Below are 18,977 nucleotides of genomic sequence, written 5' to 3'. Positions count from 1 at the left end.
ACGCGACCGCGCCATCCGGGCACCGGCTCGCCGCCGGTGCCCGTGCGGGTGCCGTTGCACGACCGGCGCTCCCGCCGCCCGGCGGGAGCGCCCGCACGCGGACGCGTGCCCGGAAAGAGATGAGTCAGATGTCCTCGCCCCGTTCTGCGACCGCGCGCGGTTCGCGCCCGTCCCGCCCGGCATGGCTGTCCTCCCCCGCGGTGCTGCGCACCGAGGTGCTGGCCGGGCTGGTGGTCGCGCTCGCGCTGATCCCGGAGGCGATCTCGTTCTCCGTCCTCGCCGGCGTGGATCCGCGCGTCGGGCTGTTCGCGTCGTTCACGATGGCGGTGACCATCGCGTTCACCGGTGGGCGGCCCGCCATGATCTCCGCGGCCACCGGCGCGGTCGCGCTGGTCGTGGCGCCGCTGGTGGCGGAGCACGGGCTCGACCACCTGATCGCGGCCGTGCTCCTCGGCGGCGTGCTGCAGATCGTGCTCGCGCTGCTCGGCGTGGCGAGACTGATGCGGTTCGTCCCGCGGTCCGTGATGGTCGGCTTCGTCAACGCGCTCGCGATCCTGATCTTCACGGCGCAGGTTCCGCACCTGATCGGCGTACCGTGGCTGGTCTATCCGCTGGTCGCGATCGCGTTGGCGGTCATGGTCCTCCTGCCGCGGCTGACCACCGCGGTGCCGGCGCCGCTGATCGCGATCGTGGCGCTCACCGCGTTCACCGTGGTCGCCGGCGTCGCCGTCCCCACGGTCGGCGACGAGGGCGCGCTGCCGGACAGCCTGCCGGTCCCGGCGCTGCCGGACGTCCCGTACAGCTGGGCGACCTTGACGATCATCGCACCGTACGCGCTGGCCATGGCCCTGGTCGGCCTGATGGAGTCGCTGATGACCGCGAAGCTCGTCGACGACGTGACCGACACGCACTCGGACAAGACCCGGGAGTCGTGGGGCCAGGGCGTGGCGAACATCGTGACCGGCTTCTTCGGCGGCATGGGCGGCTGCGCCATGATCGGCCAGACGATGATCAACGTGAAGGCGTCCGGTGCCCGGACCCGGCTGTCGACGTTCCTGGCCGGCGCGTTCCTGCTGGTCCTGGTGGTGGCGCTGGGTGACGTGGTCGCGGTGATCCCGATGGCCGCGCTGGTCGCCGTGATGATCGTCGTGTCGGTGGCGACGTTCGACTGGCACAGCGTCGCCCCGGCCACGCTGCGGCGCATGCCGTGGGGCGAGCTGGTCGTCATGGGCGTCACCGTGGCCGCCACGCTGGTCACCCACAACCTGGCGATCGGTGTGGTGCTCGGCGTGCTGGCCGCCATGGTGACCTTCGCCCGGCGGGTCGCGCACCTCACCACGGTCACGGCCGCGCCCGGCCCGGACGGGAACACCCGCGTCTACGCCGTGCGCGGCGAGCTGTTCTTCGCCTCCAGCAACGACCTGGTCTACCAGTTCGACTACGCCGGTGACCCGGACACCGTGGTCGTCGACCTGTCCGAGGCGCACATCTGGGACGCGTCCTCGGTCGCCGCGCTGGACGCGATCACCACGAAGTACGCCGCGCGCGGCAAACGCGTGGAGATCGTCGGCCTGAACGAGGAGAGCGCGCTGATGCACGGCAACCTGGCCGGCCGGCTCTCCGCCGCACACTGACGGCGGGCCGGCGCGCCGCACCCGGCACACTGGTGACCATGACGGGACGGCACATGCAGATCGGCGAGGCGGCCGAGCGGGTCGGGTTGAGCATCCGGACCATCCGGCACTACGAGGAGGCCGGTCTCGTCATCCCCTCGGCGCGCAGCGAGGGCGGGTTCCGGCTGTACAGCGAGCCCGACCTGGCCCGCCTGGCCGTGGTCAAGCGGATGAAGCCGCTCGGTTTCACGCTCGAGGAGATGCGCGACCTGCTCGACGTGCTGGACGCGCTGGCCGCCGATCCCCCGCCCGGCGCCGGCGAGCGGGCCGCGCTGCTGGACCGGCTGCACACGTTCCACGAGGCCGCGCAGGCCCGGGTCCAGGCGCTGCGCGACCAGCTGGCGATGGCCGAGGGCTTCGCCGGTCAGATCCAGGAGCAGGTCGACCGGTTCGCGTCCTGACCCCCGCGCGTACGCCCGCGGGGGTTCAGCGTCCGCCCAGCACGTCGACGCCGTCCAGCGTGAGGGTGCCGCTGAGCACCGTCACCGTGACCCGGTGGGGGCCCTTCCGCAGGTCGCGGAGCCAGTACGACGCCTGCCGCGGGCCGGCCGGACCGGCCTGCGCGATGCGGGGCGGCTCGCCGTCGACCCGCACCTCCAGCGTCGCCGCGCCGGTCGCGCCGAACAGGTGGAACCCGGTACCGGTGAGGTCCAGCGCCATCGACCGGCCGGGGGCGAGCACGTGCTGCGTGCGGTTGAGGTGCGCGAACCCGGCCTGGACGAACGTGAAGCCGCCGGGGTAGCGCACCCGCGGGTCGGCGTCGTCGATCTTCTCCGACGCCCACTCGCCGCCACGGACCGGCGTCACCGCGAGGTTGTCGAACCGCGTGTTGTAGTAGCCGCTGACCAGCGCGATCCGGCCGGCCAGCACCGGGGCGCCGGACGTGTCGGTCCACGAGGTGAGCCGGGCGCCGTCGAGCGTCACGCCGATCTCGGTGCCGCGCGCGGTGACGGAGAGCCGGTGCCAGGCGGTGGCGTCCCAGCCGGCCACCGTGCCGGACGCGACCACCGCGTCGAGCCGGCGCAGTTCCCAGCGGCCGTCCTCGTACAGCCGCGCGGCGTAGGTGGCCTGGTCACCGCCGCGGGCGTAGACCTGCCGGACGCCGAGCCCGGCGACGTTGGGCAGCGCCGGGTCGCGGTCGACCGGGTCCAGCCGGATGTCCACGGTGGCGGTGTAGTCGGCCCAGCGGTGGTCGCCGAGCACGGTCGACGGCGCGGCCGTGGACGGCACGTCCTGCCGGCCGTCGCCCCAGACGTTCCACACGTACCCCCGGTTGTGCGCGTGGATCTGCTGTTGCAGCACGCCGTCGGTCACCTCGAACGCGCCGTCCTGGTCCGCGGTGTACAGCGGCGTGCCGGGCCGCGCGAACCCGTCCCGGTACGGCAGCGGGAGGATCTCGTCCCGGGCGCGCGGCGCGAAGTCGCCGGGCCGGTACTGCGCGGTGCGGCCGTGCACGCCGTGCGGCAGCGTGGAGAGCGTGAGGATCGAGTACGCCGGCACCCGCACCCGGTAGACGTCGTGTTCCCCGTCGCTGGCCGGGGCGTAGCGGCCGATGTGCTGGAAGTACCGTGCGTCGTGCGGCTGGCCGGCGTCCGGGCCGCGGGTCAGCCAGGCGTGCAGCGACCGGCCGCGGGGGCCCAGGTCCGCGGCCCGGACCTCGAAGTAGCGGTCGGTGCCGGTGTTGTTCGCATGCACCTGCGTCCACTGCGTGTCGCTGCGCGCGGTGAGCACGGTCCGGGTCGAGCTGTCCACCGTGGTGCCGCCGTCGCCCTTGGTGCCGTCGCCGCCGGTCGCGCCCTCCACGTACGTCCAGCCCTTGCCGATGAACTGGTGGAAGTGGCGCACCGCGACCAGGCCGACGTCGCCCTCCCAGTAGCCGGACCACGGGTCGGACGCGCGGATCAGGTGCTTCGGCGAGTACTGCGTGCCCTCGTACATCGCGCTGACGGCCGGCTGGAACAGGAACGTGGTCATGTGCGCCGGGTCGGCGCCGGCGCCGCTCCACCGGTACGCGTTGATGAACCGGTCGGCGATGTCCACGGCACCGACCGTGCCGCCGATGCCGCCCCGGGCCGGGTCCGCGGCCAGCCGGTACTGCGGGTCGATCATCGGCGCGACGCCCTCGGAGTACAGGATCGGCATCCCGTACTCCTTGTTCAGCCGGGTCACGTTCGGCCCGCCCACGATGTCGTAGTGGAAGCCGAGCGCGTCGACGTGCGCGAGCGCCTCCGGGTCGGCGAGGATCCGGCCGGCGACCGTGTTGCCGTCCCGGTACGAGTCGAGCGCGACGATCTTGATCTTCCGGTAGTCGTAGCGCGCGTCCGGCGCGGCCGCGTCCCGCGCCAGCCACTTCGCGAACTGCACCGTCCAGTCCAGCTCCGACTCCTGGTAGGCGGCGTGCCGGACCTCGTTCTGCGCCGGGCTCATCCAGTCGAACTCGACGCCGAACGTGTCGTACGCGGCGTCGATCGTCTCCTTGTACCACCGGTACCGCTTGGCCCGGTCGTTGCCGGTCCAGGACGGCTCACCCCAGCGCAGCGCCTCGACCTCGACGTCCGGGTTGATCCGCAGCGCGTCGGCGATCATGTGGAAGCCGGCGCCGCGCAGCACGTTCGCCGGTTCGTCCGCGCTGCGCTTGGTGGCCGGCTCGGCGCCGGACGAGCTGTTGCTGTCCGCGCCGAGCTCGACCTTGATGTGCCCCAGACCGGCGCCGTCGTCCGGGTCGAAGAGCAACCGCATGATCCGCCAGTACGCGTCCGGATGCTTCGCCTTGTAGTCCAGGAGCAGCTTGGACGTGTTGTTGCAGGAGACCGCGCCGAAGCCGCCGAACGTGTTGAACGCGGTGCCGTCCGGCCGCCGCTCGACGTCGTCACCGTCGGCGACGATCTGCCGCCACTCGATCGCCGGATCGTCGTGGCGCAGCTCCGGCACGCGGCTCGCCGGGTGCGCCACGGCCGTGAGCGGGAGCGCCGTGAGCGGGTGCGCCGCGGCCGTGAGCGGGAGCGTCACGACCGCCGTCGCGAGCGGGAGCGTCACGGCCACCGCCGCGATCAGGGCCGGCAGACGTCGGCGAACGGTCATGGCGGCTCCCGGCTCGGCACGGATTCGGCGCCGTCAATGTTCACGCGTCGTCGATCACGTGTCAACGCTCTCCGGTCAGCGGGACCACGTAGGAGTCGACGCGCGCGATCAGGTCGCCGCGGAACGTGAAGACGTCGTTGAACGCGAACCGGAACGGCCCGTGCTCCACGCTGACGCCACGCCCCTCGCCCAGCACGACCACCGCCTCGCCGGCCTCGTGCACACGCCGCACGTCCAGCACCGGCGAGCCGCTGAACCCGGGGTTCTCGATCTCGCCGTCGAACTCGTCCTTGCCGCGCGTGGTGCGGTGCCCGTGGATCACCCACTCCACGTCGTCGTGCAGCGTGGCGAGGATCGCCGGGTGGTCACCGGCCCGGAAGCCGTCGAAGTACCGCTCCACGAGTTCACGCCGGGTCATCGGCTTCTCCGTTCCGAAGGTGGATGGTGAGCGCCTCGAGGATGGAGGCGAGGCCGTTCGCCGCCCGCGTCGTGCGCAGCTCGGGCGGCAGGCCGCGTTGGTGGACCGTGAGCTCCACGCCGTCGCCGTCCGGCCGGATCGTGACGGTGGAGCGCAGACCGGTGACCGGTTCGTCGAAGACGAGCTCACGCGGCGGCGCGACGCTGACGTAGACGAACCGGAGCCGCCGCGTCGCACCGCCGGGCGCGCGCGTGTCGAGCGCGAACTCCCCGCCGGGCCGCAGATCGACGGCCACCGACCCGGGCGGTACGACCGCGTGCGCGCCGCCCCAGAAGGCCGCGATGCCGGCCGGCGTGGTGAACGCCGTCCACACCCGCTCCGGGCTCGCCGCCAGCCACCGGCGTGCGATCAGCTCGTCGCCGCGCAGCCGCGCGCTCATCGCGCCGGCCCGTCGTCCGCGAGGTGCCGCTCGAGCGCGTCGAGCCGGTCGGCCCAGACCCGCCGCTGATCCTCGATCCAGTCGCTGAGCTGCGCCAGCCGGTCGGCCCGCAACCGGCACGGCCGCCTGGTCCCGTCCCGCCGCTGCTCCACCAGCCCGCACCGGCGCAGCACCCCGACATGGTGCGAGATCGCCTGCTGGGTCAGCGCGAACGGCTCCGCCAGCTCCGTCACCGTCGCGTCGCCGCGCGCCAGCCGGCCGACGAGCGCCCGGCGCACCGGATCGGCGAGCGCGGCGAACGCCGCATCGAGGTCGGGTTGCGCGGACGCGGGTGCGGGAGGCATGGTCCGCCCCTAATACAAACAGATGCTTTAACAAAGACATGTTTGTAAAAAGAGGCGGACGCATGCGTCGGGGCGCCGACGTGGGCGTTACTTGACCCGGCGGGTGGAGCGAACGACGATCTTGTCGTATCCGCGGTTCTTGTCCAGCCAGGCGGTCAGCAGCGGGCAGATCGGCACCACCGTGCGGTTGCGGGCGCGCGCGTCGTCCATGACCGCGCGCGCCAGCGCCGCGTCCACGCCGGTGTTCTCGAAGCCGGGCTCGATGTCGGTGTGCGTGCAGGCGATGATCGGCCCGGTGACCTGATAGGTCAGCACGCCGGCGAGCGCTCCGGAAGCGTCGCGCGCCTCGAAGCGCTCGCGGTCGGGCAGGTCGGTCACCGTGTACGTCACCCGGCCATCCAATCACGCCGCCGGTTCCCGGTGACGCGCGACGTGACCGCGGCCGGCTACGGCAGGCGGACCACGACGGTGCGGGCCGGCTTGTCGTGGAGACACTGGCGGTAGGGCTTGTCCCACAGGCACCAGAGCGGGTCGATCAGACCGACGTAGCAGTTGGAGAGGATGGAGAAGCCGAGCGTGGCGAGCCACCGGTAGGTCAGCCGGCCGCGGGTCAGCGGCGCGTGCGGGTCGAGCGAGGCGATCGTCAACCCCAGCATGCGCTTGCCCGGCGTCTGGCCGTGCCACCGCAGCGGGACCTCGACCTCGTGGACGTACTGGACGCCGAGCATGACCAGCACGATCGCGGTGACGGCGACGATCGGGACGAGCGGGGACTCGTCGCCGGCTACCGCGATCATCAGCGCGACCAGGCCACCGCCGATCGCGCCCGCCAGGACGGACGCCGCGACCAGGAAGATGACGCTGTCGACGAGCCGGGCGGCGAGCCGCCGTCCCGCGTCGGCCAGCGGCCGGCCGTCCGGTGCGACCCCGTCGGTCCAGGCCGGTGGCTGCGCCGGGTACGCCGGCGGCTGCGCCGGGTAGCCCGGGTACTGCGGGTACTGTCCCGGGGGCGGGCCGGGCTGCGCCGGCGGGTACTGCGGGTACTGCGGTTGATCACTCACGCCGCGTTTCTACCAGGTCCCCGCACGCCCGGTCAGGCGGGCATCTCCCGCACCGCGGCGCGGACCATGTCGCGCAGCCATGTGTGGACCGGGTCGGCGTCCAGGCGGGCGTGCCAGATCATGCCGTACGGGATCGCGTCGAAGTCCTCCGGCGCCTCGGCCAGGCGGAGCCGGGGGTCGGCGGCGGCCTGGAGCGTCGCCAGGCGGCGGGGAACGGTCGCGACGAGCGTGGTGCCGGGCAGCGCCGCGAGCGCGGCGTGGAAGTACGCCACCCGCACCGCCGCGGTACGGTGCCGGCCGAGCCGCTGCAGCCAGCGCTCGATCATCGGCTGTTCGCCGTCGACCAGCGTGATGACCACGTGCCGGATCGCGAGGTACCCGTCCAGCGTGAACCGGTCGCCGACCGGGTGGTCGCGGTCGACCACGCACACCACGTCGTCGGTGAACAGCCGCTCCCAGCGCAGTGGCGAGGCCGGCCGGAGCACGGAGAACGCCAGGTCGGCCCGGCCGCGATCCAGGTCGGCGTAGCTGTCCTGGTCGCGCGGCTCGATCCGGATCTCCAGGCCGGGCGCGGCCCGGAACAGCGCCGGCAGCAGGTACGGGCCGAGCGTGGAGGTGGTGTAGTCGGTGCCGATCAGCCGCAGGACGCCGGTCGCGGTGGCCGGGTCGAAGCCGTGACCGCCGACGAGGTTCTCCAGCCGGGGCAGCAGCAGCGTGAGCTCGCGCTGGATCTCCCGGGCCCGCGGCGTGAGCGCGTAGTCGGCGCCGGACCGCACCAGCAGCTCGTCGCCGAACCGGGTGCGCAACCGCTGCAGCGTGCGACTCATCGACGACTGGCTCAGGTGGAACCGGACCGCGGCCCGCGAGACGTGCCGCTCCTCCAACAGGACCGCGAGCGCGCGCAGCTCCTGCAACAACCCGAGATCGTTATGCGGCACGCGCATAGTATGCATCCGCCTCTCGCGTTGGCGGAGTCCCACCACCCCGCTCAGACTGGCTGCCATGCTGCGACCACTCGACTCCCTCTCGCTCGGCGTGTCCGCCCTGCTGGTGTCCGCCGCCCTGGCCGTCGCCGCCGCGCCGCCGGACCTCGCCGCGGCACCGCGACGCGCCCTCCCGCCGGAGCACACCGGATCGGCGGGACCCACCACCCCGCCCGACCGCGCCACGCGGTCCCAGCACCTCGCGTCGGCGGCCCGCATCGCGGCGGCCGCGGACCCGTGCCCGTTCGCCGCCGCGGCCGTCGTCCTCACCCCGGCGGCGTCCGCCGCGTGATCGCGTTCCCCGAGTCGGCGGCGCCGCCGTGCCGATCTCCCTCGGCCTGCCGTCGATCCGTTCACACGCCCTGATCAGCCGGGCACGCGCCCGCCGGGCCGCGATCCTCCCGCCGGTCAGTGCCGCGGTGGTCGCGCCGCTCGGCGCCGGCCCGCCCGCCGGCGGTGTCACCGCCTACCCCCTGGGGGTATCCTGGTACGCATGACTCATCCGACGGCACCCTGGCGGCCGGCCGTTCAGGCCACGGTGCACTGCCTCACCGGTTGCGCGATCGGCGAGATACTCGGCATGGTGATCGGCACCGCGCTCGGCTGGCACGCCGGCGGCACCGTCGCGCTCTCGGTCGCGCTCGCGTTCGTCTTCGGCTACGCGCTGACCATGCGCCCGCTGCTCGCCCAGCACCTCGGTCTGCGCGCGGCGCTGAGCATCGCGCTGGCCGCCGACACCGTCTCGATCGCCGTCATGGAGATCGTCGACAACGCCGTCATGCTCCTCGTCCCCGGCGCGATGGACGCCGGCCCGGCCTCCGTGGTCTTCTGGGCCTCGCTCGCGTTCGCGCTGGCCGTCGCGTTCGTCCTGACCGTCCCGGTCAACCGCTGGCTCATCTCCCGCGGTCGCGGCCACGCCGTCGTGCCGCACCACCACTGACCACCGCCGACGGCCCCGACCGACCACGCCCTCGGGCGCCTCGCGTCGCTCGTCCGGGCCGCCGGGTGCCCCGGGTCAATCGTCGTCGAAGGGCTCGTCGCTCCGACGCCACCAGGCCTCGCACGGCGCGACGCGGATCGCACGGCGCGACGCCGGTTGCGTGGTTGTTGTCCGGCGCCGAGCGGCACCGGCTCCGGAGCCGCCCGGGAAGCGGAGCGCCGGCGGAGGCTTCCCGGGCGGCGAGGTTGGCCCGCGGGAGCATGCGGGCCGCACCACGCCGGGAGCGGGACGATCGAGAAATGGGTCTCCGGCCGGTCAGGGTCTGTCGGCCGCGAGCAGCACGCGTGGGGTGCCGCCGAGGACGGCCGGGGTGTCGCGGGCCTCGGCGAAGATGACCTCGGCGCCCGGGCCGAGCTCGCGCTCCAGCGCCTCGGTGGAGGCGAGCACGCGGGCGTAGACCGCGCCCTGGCGGTCGAGCCAGTCCGGCGTCTCCTCCCGGACGGAGACCTGGAAACCGGCCTTGGCCAACAGCTTCGCGTGGTCCAGATAGGACGGTTCCCAGGTGGTGAAGACGAAGCGGCCGCCGGGGCGGAGGATGCGGTGGATCTCGGTGAGCGCGGCCGGTTTGTTCCACACCATCCAGAGCGCGTCGATGCTCATCACCGCGGTCGCGGTGCCGGCCGGTACGCCGGTCTCGGTGAAGCTGCCCTGCCGGAACTCGGCGGTGGCCAGGCCGAGCGAGGCGGCGAGCGCGGGGGCGCCCTCGACGGCGGCGGGAACCACGTCCAGGCCGAGCAGGCGGGCGCCGGAGGCGAGCGCGACGGACACGCCGGGGCCGCCGCGACCGCAGCCGACGTCGACGAGCAGGCCACCGTCGAGCGGGCCGGTCAGCGCCGCGATGCGGGCCAGGTCGGTGCGGGTGACGAAGCCGAACGGCTGCAGCTCGTCCGGGTAGTCGTCGCCGTACACGTCGACGTAGATCTGGCGCAGCGTCGGGCTCGACGCCTGGTAGCGGTAGAAGTCCGCGTACCGGCGTTCCGCGGTTTCCGAGCTCATCGTGGTCCTCCCCAGGACTGCCACAGGTGCGCGTACCGTCCACCGGCCGCGAGCAGGGTCTCGTGCGTGCCCTGCTCGACGATCCGGCCGTGGTCGAGCACGATGATCCGGTCCGCGTCCGCGGCCTGGACCAGTCGGTGCGCGACGATCAGTGTGGTGCGGCCCTCGGTGGCCGCGGCCGCGGCGCGGTCCAGGTCGCGGGCGCCCGCGCTGCCGGCCTCCGCGGTCGCCTCGTCGAGCACCGCGACGGCCGGGTCGGCCAGGATCAGCCGGGCCAGCGCGAGCTGCTGCGCCTGGGCCGCGGTCAGCCGGTGGCCGCCCTCGCCGACGTGCGTGGCGAGGCCGTCCGGGAGCGTGCGCAGCCAGCCGGTCGCGCCGACCCGGTCGAGCGCCTTCTCGATGTCGGCGTCGTCCGCGTCCGGCCGGGCCAGCCGCAGGTCGTCCGCGAGCGGGCCGGCGAACACGTGCACCTCCTGGCTGACCAGCGCGATCTCCTTGCGGACCCGGATCTCGCCGAGATCGGCCAGGGGTACGCCACGCAGGCGCGCGTCACCGTCGGACGCCGGGATGATCCCGGCCGCGATGCCGGCCAGCGTGCTCTTGCCGGCGCCGCTGGCCCCGACCAGCGCGACCCGTTCGCCCGGCGCGAGGCGCAGCGTGACGTCCGCGAGCACGACCGGGCCGTCCTCGTAGCGGTGCTGCCGGACGGTGACGGCGAGCGCGGCGTCGTGGTCCAGCACGTCGAGTTCCGTCGACGGTACGGCCACGGCCGGCAGCGACGCGACGCCGACCAGCCGGGCGAGGCTGGCCCGGGCCTGCATGACCGCGTCGAACTCCATCAGGATCAGGCCGATCGGGTTGAACAGCCGGTGGAAGTAGAGCGCGGCCGCGGTGGCCGCGCCGACCGTGATCGCGTCCGCCCGGACCAGCAGGAACCCGACGACCAGCACGCTGCTCAGGCCGATGAACTCGGCCCGGTTGATCCGCAGCCCGAAGCGGGTGAACACCCCGAACACGGTCAGCGACAGGTCGCGGGCGGCCGCGGACCGGTCCGCGATCCGGGCGACGTGCGCGTCCTCGGTGCCGTACGCGCGGACCGTGGCGGCGCCGTGCAGCGCGCCGGCCATCGCCTGCGCGCGCTCGCCGGTGACGATCCGCTCCCGGGCGTAGTACGGCGTCGACTTCGGCAGGTACCAGCGCATCGCCAGCGCGTAGGCGGGCGCGGCGACCAGCCCGGCCAGGCCGAGCCGCCAGTCCAGCGTGAACAGGCCGCCCGCGGTGAGCACGATGGTGAGCAGCGCGCCGAGCATCAGCGGGCCGACGCCGGTGATCGCGTTGGTGACCACGGCGACGTCGTCCCCGGCGCGGGCGACCAGGTCCCCGGTGCCGGCGCGTTCCAGGGTCGCGGACGGCAGGTGCAGCGCCCGGTCCAGCACGCGTTCGCGGAGCCGGGCCAGGACGGTCTCGCCGAGCCGGGCCGCGACCGCGGCACCGGCCGCGGTGAGCGCGCCGGCGACGACCGCGGCGGCCGCGATCACGGCGGCCCACGTGACGACCCGGTCGGTGCCGGACTCGGCGATGACGTCGTCCACGAGCCGGCCGAGCACGTACGGCGCGACCAAGCCGGCCGCGGACGCGGCGACGAGCAGCGCGACCGCGGCGGCGCTGAGCCCGGGCAGGCGCCGGAACTCGGCGGCCAGTTCGGCCCAGGTCTGCCGGGCGGTGGCGGTGGGCAGCAGGTGCCGGGTGGAGCTCAGTGCGTCGCTCATCGGAGAACGGCCTCGCGGTATCGGGCGTCGGCCGCGGCCAGCGCGTCGTGGGTGCCCTCGGCGACCACCCGGCCGCCGTCCAGCACCGTGATCCGGTGCGCGGCCCGCAGCAGCGCGGGGCTGCTCGTGATGACCAGCGTGCCGAGCGGCGCGGCGCCGCGGGCGGCGGTGAGCCCGTCCGCGACGAGGCCCTCGGTGACCGCGTCGACCGAGGTGGTGGGGTCGTGCAGGACGAGCACGGGCGGGGCGGCGGCGAGCGCGCGGGCCAGGCCGATGCGCTGCCGCTGGCCGCCGGAGAGGTTCGCGCCGCGTTCGGTCAGCTCCCGGTCGAGCCCGTCCGGGTGCGCCTCGATCACGTCCGCCGCGCCCGCGGCCCGGAGCGCGTCGCGCAGCCGTTCGTCGTCGACGGTGCCGGCCGGCGCCAGGTTGGTGCGCAGCGTGCCCTCGAAGAGCGCCACGTCGTGCTGTTCGACGAGCAGCGCGGTGCGGGCCGCGTCCAGCCGCAGCGTGTCCGCCGGGACGCCGTCGATCCGGACCGTGCCGCGGTAGTCGTCCCGCGGCACCCGCCCGGACAGCAGCGTGACCAGCGCGTCCGCGTCCCGGGGGTCGTAGGCGAGCACGCCGACGATCTCTCCCGCGCCGACGTTCACCGACACCTCGTCGAGGCTGCCGTAGCCGACCCGGTCCAGCGCGAGCCGGGTGACCGAGGGGGCACCGGCCGCGGCGGTACCGGGCGTGACCAGCGGTTCCGCGCCGAGCACGCGCGCCACCCGGCCGGCCGACGCCTTCGCGGTCGCGAACAGCTGCACGCACCAGCCGAGCGTGCCGACCGGCTCCGCGATGAACTGGGCGAGGCCGACGACCGCGATCAGTTCGCCGACCGTGAGCCGGCCGGCCAGCGCGAGCCAGCCGGCCGTGCCGGCCACGGCCGCGAGGAACAGGCCGTTGACCGCGGTGGTCAGGCCGAGGTGCAGGCCCTTGCTGTTGGCCGCGCGCAGCGTGACGTCGAGCGCGTGCGCGCTGGTCACGGCGTACCGGCGGGCCGCGTGGTCCTGGGCGCCGATGCCGCGCAGGACGCGCAGGCCGGCGACCAGGTCGACGGCGAGCGCGGTGGTGCCGGCCAGCGCCTCCTGCTGGGCCTCGCTGCGCCGGGTGAGCAGCGGCGCGAGCCGTTGCAGCGCGAACACCACCAGCGGTACGCCGATCAGCACGCCCAGCCCGAGCGGCACGTCCACGACGAGCAGCGCGACGGCGGAGACGACCAGCGCGGTGATCGCGGCCGCGGCGATGCCGACCGCGCGGATGACCAGCGAGGAGATCTCCGCGTCGGACGCGGTGATCGACAGCAGTTCGCCGTCGCGCAGTCCGGACCGCAGGCCGCGCGGGTCGAGCGCCCGCCCGGCGATCTCGACGCGGTGGTGGTGCGACTCGTTCTCCACGGCCGCGTAGCCGAGCCGGGCGCCGAAGAAGTAGGAGAACGTGAGCACCGTGAAGAGCAGGGCGAGGCCGGCGAGCGAGATCAGCAGCGCGCGGGTGTCGGAGGTGGCGACGGCCCGGTCGACGACCACGCCGATCATCACCGGGACGAGCGCCTCGGCCGCCTGATGGGAGCACAGGAACGCCACGCTCACGCCGATCCGGGTGCGCTGGCGGCGCAGCATCCGCCGCTGGACCGCGCCCGCGGACAGCTCGCCGGCCGCCGCCATCAGGAGCCCGCGAGCTCGGTGAGGACCGTGTCCATCCGGTCGGCGAGCTGGACGGCGGTGCCGAGCGAGGAGGCGCCGGAGACGATCGGGTAGACCCGGCCGGCCTTCACGGCGGACAGGTTCTTCCACAGGTCAAGATCGGTCATGGCCGCATTATCCGGGGAGGCCGTCACGCCGTCGGGACCGGCCGGGATGAGCAGCGCGCCGCTCGGCTCCAGGATGTTGATCTGCTCGAACGAGTACTCCCGGGTCTGCTCGGTCTGCGACTTGGACGGCTCCGCGAGCTGGACGCCGCAGGCGAGCAGCACGGTGGTGTCGGTCCAGGCCGGGCCGAGCGTCCAGAACGCGGTCTCCGTGGCCACCTGGACGAACGAGAACGTGTACTTCGCCAGCGTCGCCGCGTGCTTCGTCTTGACCGCCGCGGTCTTCTGCTCGTACTGGGTGAGCAGCGCCTGCGCCTCCGTGGTGCGGCCGAGAACGTCGCCGAGCCGGTTCGCCACGTCGAGCAGGGACAGCTGCTGGAACGAGATGACCACGGTCGGCGCGATCGCGGACAGCTGCTGGTAGAGCGCGTCCGGCGTGTCGATGGTGCGCAGGATCAGGTCCGGGCCGGCCGCCGCGATCTTCTCCACGTCCGGCTCGGTGTAGTCGCCGGTGACCGGCACGGCCTTGAGCCTGTCGCCGTAGAACGCGCCGGTCCCCTCGTACCCGCCGCCGCCCACGCCGACCGGGATCAGCCCGAGGTCGACGACCGCGAACGCGCCGTAGTAGTCGGCGCAGACCACCTTCGCGGGCGCGGCCGGCACCTTCACCGGGCCCTTGTCGGTCTGCACCTCACGCTCGGTGGCGGAGGCGGTGGCCGCGGGCTCCTCCTCGCCGCCCGCACCGCACGCCGCGAGCAGCGCGCCGCCGGCCACCCCGACGGTGGTGGTCAGGAAAAGACGCCTGTTGATCATGGCTCAACCTCTCTCCGCGCTCAACGGCGCGTGCGGTGTCTCTATCGGGGGCAGGCCGCCGTGATAGCGGCCGATCGGCACGACCATCGGTGTGCCGGAGACCGGGTCGGGCACGACGCGGTTGGCCAGGCCGAAGACCTCGGCGACCGTGCTCTCGGTGATCACGTCCGCCGGTGCGCCCTCCGCGACCAGGTCGCCGCCCTTCATGACGATCAGGTGGTGCGCGTACCGTGCGGCGAGGTTGAGGTCGTGCAGGACCAGCACGAGCGTCACGCCGTCCCGGCGGTTCAGGTCGGTGAGCAGGTCGAGCACCTCGATCTGGTGGGTCACGTCCAGGAACGTGGTCGGCTCGTCCAGCAGCAGGATGCCGGTGCGCTGGGCGAGCGCCATCGCGATCCAGACCCGCTGCCGCTGCCCGCCGGAGAGCTCGTCGACGGAGCGGCCGGCCAGCTCGGCCGTGCCGGTGGCCAGCAGCGCGGCCGCGACCGCGTCGTCGTCGGCGTCGCTCCACCGGTCGAAGAAGCCGTGGTGCGGGTAGCGTCCGCGCCCGACCAGGTCGGCGACGCGCATGCCGTCCGGCGCGACCGGCTGCTGCGGCAGGATCCCGAGGCGCAGCGCGACCGCGCGGGTGGACATCCGGTGCACGTCCCGGCCGTCCAGCACGACCTGTCCGTGGGACGGGTTCAGCAGCCGGGCCAGGCCGCGCAGCAGCGTGGACTTGCCGCACGCGTTCGGGCCCACGATGACGGTGATCTTCCCCGGCGGGACGCGCACGGACAGCCGCCGGACGACCGCGCGGTCGCCGTAGCCGAGCGTCACCTCGTGGGCGTGCAGACCTTCAGCCACCCCGGCCCTCCCGGTTCGCGCTGGCCAGCTGCCAGAGCAGGAACGGCGCGCCGACCGCGCCGGTGACCACGCCGACCGGCAGTGCGCGGTCGCCGAGCAGGCGCTGCGCGACCAGGTCGGACGCGACCATGACGACCGCGCCCACCAGCGCGGCCGGGATCAGTGCGAGCGTGCGCTCGCCGACCAGCCGGCGCGCGATCGGGCCGGCCACGAACGCCACGAACGGGACCGGCCCGGCCGCCGCGGTCGCGAACGCGGCCAGCGCCACGCCGGTGACCAGGATGGACAGTCGCAGCGTCTCCACCCGCGCGCCGAGCCCGCGGGCGGTCTCGTCGCCGAAGCCGAGCACCCGCAGGCCGCGCGCCAGCAGCAGCGCGGCCGGCAGCAGCACCGCGACGCCGGTCAGCAGCGGCCAGACGTGCTCGTAGGAGCGGGCGTTCAGGCTTCCGGTGAGCCACACCAGGGCCTGCTGCGCGCTGGTCACGTCCGCGCGCGACATCAGGTAGGAGACGATGCTGCTGAGCACCGCGCCGACGCCGATGCCGACCAGCACGAGCCGGTAACCGCTGACGCCGCGCCGCCAGGCCAGCAGGTAGATCAGCGCCGCGGTGGCCAGTGCCCCGGCAAAGGCACCGGCCGAGACCGCGGCGCCGACCACGCCGAGGACCACCGTGCAGGTGACCGCGGCGGCGCTGGCGCCCATCGTGACGCCGATGACGTCCGGGCTGGCCAGCGGATTGTGCACCAGGCTCTGGAAGAGCGCGCCGGACAGCCCGAACGCGGCCCCGGCGAGCAGCGCCACCAGCACGCGCGGCAGGCGCACGTCCATGATGACGAACGTGTCCCGCCGGGTGCCCTGCCCCAGCAGCGTGTCGAGCACGCCGGCGATCGGGATCTGGAACGCGCCCGTGGACAGCGCGAGACAGAACAGAACCGCGGCCACGGCCGCCAGGACCGAGGACACCACCACGGTACGGATGGAGCCGCTTCTCCGTACCCTGGTGATCTCGGCTCTGGTCTGTCGCAGTGCGGTCGTCATAGCTCCGCCAGGTCGCGACGGCGGACGAGCGCGACGAAGACCGGCGCGCCGATCACGGCGGTGACGATGCCGACCTGGATCTCGCCCGGGCGCGCGACGACCCGGCCGAGCACGTCCGCGGCCAGCAGCAGCGTGGGCGCGAGCACGGCCGAGTAGGGCAGGATCCACCGGTAGTCCGGCCCGGTCAGCATGCGCGCGACGTGCGGCACGGTCAGGCCGACGAACGCGACCGGCCCGGCCAGCGCGGTCGCGGTCCCGCACAGCACCACCACGCACAGCGCGCCGATCGCACGCGCCGCGCCGATCCGCTGGCCGAGCGCGCGTGCCACGTCGTCGCCGAGCGCGAGCGCGTTGAGCAGCCGCCCGCACGGGATCGCGACGATCGCGCCCACGATCAGGAACGGCAGTGCCTGGCCGGCCAGCGCGGCGTCCCGGCCGGCGAGCGAGCCGACCTGCCAGAGCCGCATGCGGTCGAACGCGTCCGAGTCGGTGAGCACGATCGCGGTGGTGACCGAGGCGAGCGCCGCGCTGACCGCGGCGCCGGAGAGCGCGAGCTTGACCGGCGTGGCCCGGTCCCGGCCGAGCGCGCCGATGCCGTAGACGATCAGTGCGGTGATCGCGGCGCCGGCGAAGCCGAACCACACGTACCCGGTCAGGCCGGTGATGCCGAAGACACTGATCCCGATGACCAGCAGCAGCGCCGCGCCCGCGTTGATGCCGAGCAGGCCCGGGTCGGCGAGCGCGTTGCGGGTCAGGCCCTGCATGACCGCGCCGGCCACGCCGAGCGCGGCGCCGACCAGCAGCCCGACCGCGGTCCGCGGCAGCCGCAACGTGTGGATCACCAGGTGGTCGGCGTCGTCCGGGCGGTAGTGCAGCAGCGCGTCGGCCAGCACCTGCGGCGGGATCGACTTCGCGCCGACCGCGACGCTCAGCGCGCTGACCAGCGCGAGCAATCCGAGCGCGCCGAGCAGGCCGGGCAGCAGAAGTGCCGCGGGACGGACCCGGGTCGTACCGACCGCTGTCACTTCCCGCCCCTCAGTAGTGAGATCAAAACTCAGGACAGGCTAACCTAACCTCAACCGGGTCGGAAGAACCCCCCACAGAGGAGCCTCGCCATGACCGTGACGAGCCGTGCGCTGTCCGCGGAGGTGGTCGCCAACCGCCGCCTGACCCCGCACCTGACCAGGATCACCGTCACCGGGCCGGACCTGCACGGCTTCGGCTACGACGGCCCCGACCACCTGGTCCGCGTCTTCCTGGCCCCGGCCCCGGACGTGCCGCTGACGCTGCCGGACTCGCCGGACGGCTGGTGGCCCGCGCTCAAGGCGATGCCCGAGGAGGTCCGCCCGGTGGTGCGCAACTACACGGTCCGCCGCTTCGACGCGGACCGCCGGGAACTCGACATCGACTTCGTGCTGCACGGCGACGGCGGCCCGGCCTCCGCCTGGGCGCACACGGCCGCGCCCGGCGACCGGATCGGCGTGCTCAGCGACGGCGCCGAGTACGCGCCGCCGGCGGACACCGACTGGCAGCTCTTCGTCGGCGACGAGACCGCGCTCCCCGCGATCGCGGCCGCCATCGAGTCCCTCCCCCACGACGCGACCGGCCTCGCGCTGGTCGAGTGCGGCGGCACGCCCTGCGAGATCCCGATCGCCGCCCCGCCCGGCGTGACGATCCACTGGCTGCACCGCAACGGCGACGAGCCCGGCACCAGCACCGTGGTCATCGACACGCTGCGCGGCCTGACGCTCCCGGCCGGCCGCCCGTACGCCTTCGTCGCCGGCGAGTCCGGCATGGTCACCACGGTCCGCCGCCACCTCTGCACCGACCTGTCCGTACCCAAGGACCGCGTCTACTTCTGCGGCTACTGGCGCCGCACCTCCGCCTGACCCTCCGGCGGGGCGGCCGACCGCGGCCGCCCCGCCGCGGCACCGGACCGGAGGAGCCGTCCTCCCGGGTTCATCGCACGGGGCGCCGGGCGCGCCGAAGGTTCTGGACGAGTTGCTCACGGCTCTGTCCGTCGACGTGGTGGTTCCACATCGGCGTGCCGGGGGCGCTGCGCCACGACTCGCTCAGCGGGCTGTTGTCGACCGCGTCGAACCCGAGGTCGTCGTAGAAGCGGGTCACGAGCCGAACGGCCTCCGGATGGTCGCTGGAGACGACCAGTGCCGTCCGGTCGGGCGCGCCGGCCGGTCTGGCCAGCCGGACCACGGCGGGCAGCAGATCCGCGGGAACGCGGACGGGAGAGCGCCCGTGGAACTGGACGTGCGTGAACGCCTTCACCACCTTCGAGGTGGGCAGTTGCTCCTGACGCAACTCGTGGATCGTCTTGAGACCGGCGTCGACCTCCGGATAGCTCCCGTCCCGCCAGGGCATGTAGTTGTTGTTGTCGAGCACGACCTTGCCCGCGAGTTCCTCGACCGGCAGCCTGTCGCCGGGCCGGTACGGGAACGCGGTGACCGCGAAGTCGGCGGCCTCCGCGGCGTCAGCGGCGGAGGCGGCGCGTGCCCGCGGTCCCAGCCGGTCGACCAGAGCCCGCAGGGTCTCGGGTGACCGCGAGTTGGCGATCACGACGTCGTAGCCGGCCGCGATCGCCACGCGGGCCAGGGTGCTTCCGGCCTGGCCGGCACCGAGAATACCGATGGTCGTCAATGTGACGGTCATGT

Annotated in this window: 21 protein-coding genes; 6 read left to right on the top strand and 15 right to left on the bottom strand. The window is 74.0% G+C overall.

The window, feature by feature from the left end; translation table 11 throughout:
- The first annotated feature begins 128 nt into the window (after positions 1-128).
- Positions 129-1,634 (top strand): SulP family inorganic anion transporter, encoded by a 1,506-nt coding sequence (locus J2S44_RS36380; protein ID WP_310423801.1) that lies wholly within the window; start codon positions 129-131, stop codon positions 1,632-1,634.
- Positions 1,635-1,672: 38 nt separating this feature from the next.
- A complete protein-coding gene (locus J2S44_RS36375; protein ID WP_310423798.1) occupies positions 1,673-2,074 on the top strand; it encodes a MerR family transcriptional regulator in 402 nt (133 codons plus the stop codon).
- Positions 2,075-2,099: 25 nt separating this feature from the next.
- Here the strand turns inward: J2S44_RS36375 and J2S44_RS36370 are convergent, their stop codons facing one another.
- The 7 genes from J2S44_RS36370 to J2S44_RS36340 form a co-directional block, all read right to left on the bottom strand.
- Positions 2,100-4,754 carry a glycoside hydrolase family 30 protein gene (locus J2S44_RS36370; RefSeq protein WP_310423795.1) on the bottom strand — a complete coding sequence of 885 codons (2,655 nt, stop codon included), beginning with the start codon at positions 4,752-4,754 and terminating at the stop codon, positions 2,100-2,102.
- A 61-nt stretch (positions 4,755-4,815) separates the two neighbouring features.
- A complete protein-coding gene (locus J2S44_RS36365; RefSeq protein ID WP_310423792.1) occupies positions 4,816-5,172 on the bottom strand; it encodes a nuclear transport factor 2 family protein in 357 nt (118 codons plus the stop codon).
- Positions 5,159-5,611, bottom strand: coding sequence for an SRPBCC family protein (locus tag J2S44_RS36360; RefSeq protein WP_310423790.1), 453 nt, complete (start codon positions 5,609-5,611; stop codon positions 5,159-5,161). Before J2S44_RS36360 ends, J2S44_RS36365 begins: the two co-directional genes overlap by 14 nt.
- A complete protein-coding gene (locus J2S44_RS36355) occupies positions 5,608-5,955 on the bottom strand; it encodes an ArsR/SmtB family transcription factor (RefSeq protein WP_310423787.1) in 348 nt (115 codons plus the stop codon). The genes J2S44_RS36360 and J2S44_RS36355 overlap by 4 nt, the downstream gene beginning before the upstream one ends.
- Before the next feature lie 87 nt (positions 5,956-6,042).
- Complete coding sequence (locus J2S44_RS36350; RefSeq protein WP_310423782.1) at positions 6,043-6,345, bottom strand: GNAT family N-acetyltransferase; 303 nt, start codon at positions 6,343-6,345, stop codon at positions 6,043-6,045.
- Between the two features lie 56 nt (positions 6,346-6,401).
- On the bottom strand, positions 6,402-7,016 hold the full coding sequence (locus tag J2S44_RS36345) for an RDD family protein (protein ID WP_310423779.1): 615 nt from the start codon (positions 7,014-7,016) through the stop codon (positions 6,402-6,404).
- 32 nt (positions 7,017-7,048) lie between these two features.
- Entirely contained in the window at positions 7,049-7,954 is a 906-nt protein-coding gene (locus tag J2S44_RS36340) for a LysR family transcriptional regulator (RefSeq protein ID WP_310423776.1), read from the bottom strand.
- A gap of 64 nt (positions 7,955-8,018) precedes the next feature.
- Between J2S44_RS36340 and J2S44_RS36335 the strand changes: the two genes are divergently transcribed.
- The 3 genes from J2S44_RS36335 to J2S44_RS36325 are packed head-to-tail and all read left to right on the top strand — an operon-like array spanning position 8,019 to position 8,939.
- Positions 8,019-8,291 carry a hypothetical protein gene (locus tag J2S44_RS36335; protein ID WP_310423773.1) on the top strand — a complete coding sequence of 91 codons (273 nt, stop codon included), beginning with the start codon at positions 8,019-8,021 and terminating at the stop codon, positions 8,289-8,291.
- Between the two features lie 28 nt (positions 8,292-8,319).
- Positions 8,320-8,496 (top strand): hypothetical protein, encoded by a 177-nt coding sequence (locus J2S44_RS36330; RefSeq protein ID WP_310423770.1) that lies wholly within the window; start codon positions 8,320-8,322, stop codon positions 8,494-8,496.
- Positions 8,493-8,939, top strand: coding sequence for a DUF4396 domain-containing protein (locus tag J2S44_RS36325; protein ID WP_310423768.1), 447 nt, complete (start codon positions 8,493-8,495; stop codon positions 8,937-8,939). The genes J2S44_RS36330 and J2S44_RS36325 overlap by 4 nt, the downstream gene beginning before the upstream one ends.
- A 315-nt stretch (positions 8,940-9,254) precedes the next feature.
- On the opposite strand, the gene J2S44_RS36320 is transcribed toward J2S44_RS36325, so the two are convergent.
- From J2S44_RS36320 to J2S44_RS36290, 7 genes are read right to left on the bottom strand one after another with little or no spacing between them, the layout of a single operon-like run.
- Positions 9,255-9,995 carry a class I SAM-dependent methyltransferase gene (locus J2S44_RS36320; RefSeq protein WP_310423765.1) on the bottom strand — a complete coding sequence of 247 codons (741 nt, stop codon included), beginning with the start codon at positions 9,993-9,995 and terminating at the stop codon, positions 9,255-9,257.
- Positions 9,992-11,764, bottom strand: coding sequence for an ABC transporter ATP-binding protein (locus J2S44_RS36315; protein ID WP_310423762.1), 1,773 nt, complete (start codon positions 11,762-11,764; stop codon positions 9,992-9,994). The genes J2S44_RS36320 and J2S44_RS36315 overlap by 4 nt, the downstream gene beginning before the upstream one ends.
- Positions 11,761-13,470 carry an ABC transporter ATP-binding protein gene (locus J2S44_RS36310; protein WP_310423759.1) on the bottom strand — a complete coding sequence of 570 codons (1,710 nt, stop codon included), beginning with the start codon at positions 13,468-13,470 and terminating at the stop codon, positions 11,761-11,763. Before J2S44_RS36310 ends, J2S44_RS36315 begins: the two co-directional genes overlap by 4 nt.
- On the bottom strand, positions 13,470-14,426 hold the full coding sequence (locus J2S44_RS36305; RefSeq protein ID WP_310423756.1) for an ABC transporter substrate-binding protein: 957 nt from the start codon (positions 14,424-14,426) through the stop codon (positions 13,470-13,472). The genes J2S44_RS36310 and J2S44_RS36305 overlap by 1 nt, the downstream gene beginning before the upstream one ends.
- 3 nt (positions 14,427-14,429) lie before the next feature.
- Positions 14,430-15,272 (bottom strand): ABC transporter ATP-binding protein, encoded by an 843-nt coding sequence (locus J2S44_RS36300; protein ID WP_310423753.1) that lies wholly within the window; start codon positions 15,270-15,272, stop codon positions 14,430-14,432.
- On the bottom strand, positions 15,265-16,311 hold the full coding sequence (locus J2S44_RS36295; protein WP_310423750.1) for a FecCD family ABC transporter permease: 1,047 nt from the start codon (positions 16,309-16,311) through the stop codon (positions 15,265-15,267). The genes J2S44_RS36300 and J2S44_RS36295 overlap by 8 nt, the downstream gene beginning before the upstream one ends.
- Positions 16,308-17,264: a FecCD family ABC transporter permease gene (locus J2S44_RS36290; protein WP_374728046.1), complete on the bottom strand. Its 957-nt coding sequence runs from the start codon at positions 17,262-17,264 to the stop codon at positions 16,308-16,310. Before J2S44_RS36290 ends, J2S44_RS36295 begins: the two co-directional genes overlap by 4 nt.
- Before the next feature lie 162 nt (positions 17,265-17,426).
- On the opposite strand from J2S44_RS36290, the gene J2S44_RS36285 reads away from it, so the two are divergent.
- Positions 17,427-18,200 carry a siderophore-interacting protein gene (locus J2S44_RS36285; RefSeq protein ID WP_310423744.1) on the top strand — a complete coding sequence of 258 codons (774 nt, stop codon included), beginning with the start codon at positions 17,427-17,429 and terminating at the stop codon, positions 18,198-18,200.
- Between the two features lie 70 nt (positions 18,201-18,270).
- Here the strand turns inward: J2S44_RS36285 and J2S44_RS36280 are convergent, their stop codons facing one another.
- Positions 18,271-18,975 (bottom strand): NADPH-dependent F420 reductase, encoded by a 705-nt coding sequence (locus J2S44_RS36280; RefSeq protein WP_310423741.1) that lies wholly within the window; start codon positions 18,973-18,975, stop codon positions 18,271-18,273.
- Positions 18,976-18,977: the final 2 nt, after the last annotated feature.

The sequence above is a fragment of the Catenuloplanes niger genome (assembly GCF_031458255.1).
GTDB classification, from domain to species: domain Bacteria; phylum Actinomycetota; class Actinomycetes; order Mycobacteriales; family Micromonosporaceae; genus Catenuloplanes; species Catenuloplanes niger.
Note: the sequence above shows the minus strand (reverse complement) of the source record. Positions and strands in the feature narration are given on the sequence as shown.

Coding starts and splice junctions, on each gene's coding strand:
- J2S44_RS36335 (WP_310423773.1), top strand. CDS start 8,019: ATGCTGCGACCACTCGACTCCCTCTCGCTCGGCGTGTCCGCCCTGCTG.
- J2S44_RS36310 (WP_310423759.1), bottom strand. CDS start 13,470: ATGGCGGCGGCCGGCGAGCTGTCCGCGGGCGCGGTCCAGCGGCGGATG.
- J2S44_RS36355 (WP_310423787.1), bottom strand. CDS start 5,955: ATGCCTCCCGCACCCGCGTCCGCGCAACCCGACCTCGATGCGGCGTTC.
- J2S44_RS36375 (WP_310423798.1), top strand. CDS start 1,673: ATGACGGGACGGCACATGCAGATCGGCGAGGCGGCCGAGCGGGTCGGG.
- J2S44_RS36365 (WP_310423792.1), bottom strand. CDS start 5,172: ATGACCCGGCGTGAACTCGTGGAGCGGTACTTCGACGGCTTCCGGGCC.
- J2S44_RS36360 (WP_310423790.1), bottom strand. CDS start 5,611: ATGAGCGCGCGGCTGCGCGGCGACGAGCTGATCGCACGCCGGTGGCTG.
- J2S44_RS36285 (WP_310423744.1), top strand. CDS start 17,427: ATGACCGTGACGAGCCGTGCGCTGTCCGCGGAGGTGGTCGCCAACCGC.
- J2S44_RS36315 (WP_310423762.1), bottom strand. CDS start 11,764: ATGAGCGACGCACTGAGCTCCACCCGGCACCTGCTGCCCACCGCCACC.
- J2S44_RS36280 (WP_310423741.1), bottom strand. CDS start 18,975: ATGACCGTCACATTGACGACCATCGGTATTCTCGGTGCCGGCCAGGCC.
- J2S44_RS36320 (WP_310423765.1), bottom strand. CDS start 9,995: ATGAGCTCGGAAACCGCGGAACGCCGGTACGCGGACTTCTACCGCTAC.
- J2S44_RS36305 (WP_310423756.1), bottom strand. CDS start 14,426: ATGATCAACAGGCGTCTTTTCCTGACCACCACCGTCGGGGTGGCCGGC.
- J2S44_RS36325 (WP_310423768.1), top strand. CDS start 8,493: ATGACTCATCCGACGGCACCCTGGCGGCCGGCCGTTCAGGCCACGGTG.
- J2S44_RS36380 (WP_310423801.1), top strand. CDS start 129: ATGTCCTCGCCCCGTTCTGCGACCGCGCGCGGTTCGCGCCCGTCCCGC.
- J2S44_RS36295 (WP_310423750.1), bottom strand. CDS start 16,311: ATGACGACCGCACTGCGACAGACCAGAGCCGAGATCACCAGGGTACGG.
- J2S44_RS36370 (WP_310423795.1), bottom strand. CDS start 4,754: ATGACCGTTCGCCGACGTCTGCCGGCCCTGATCGCGGCGGTGGCCGTG.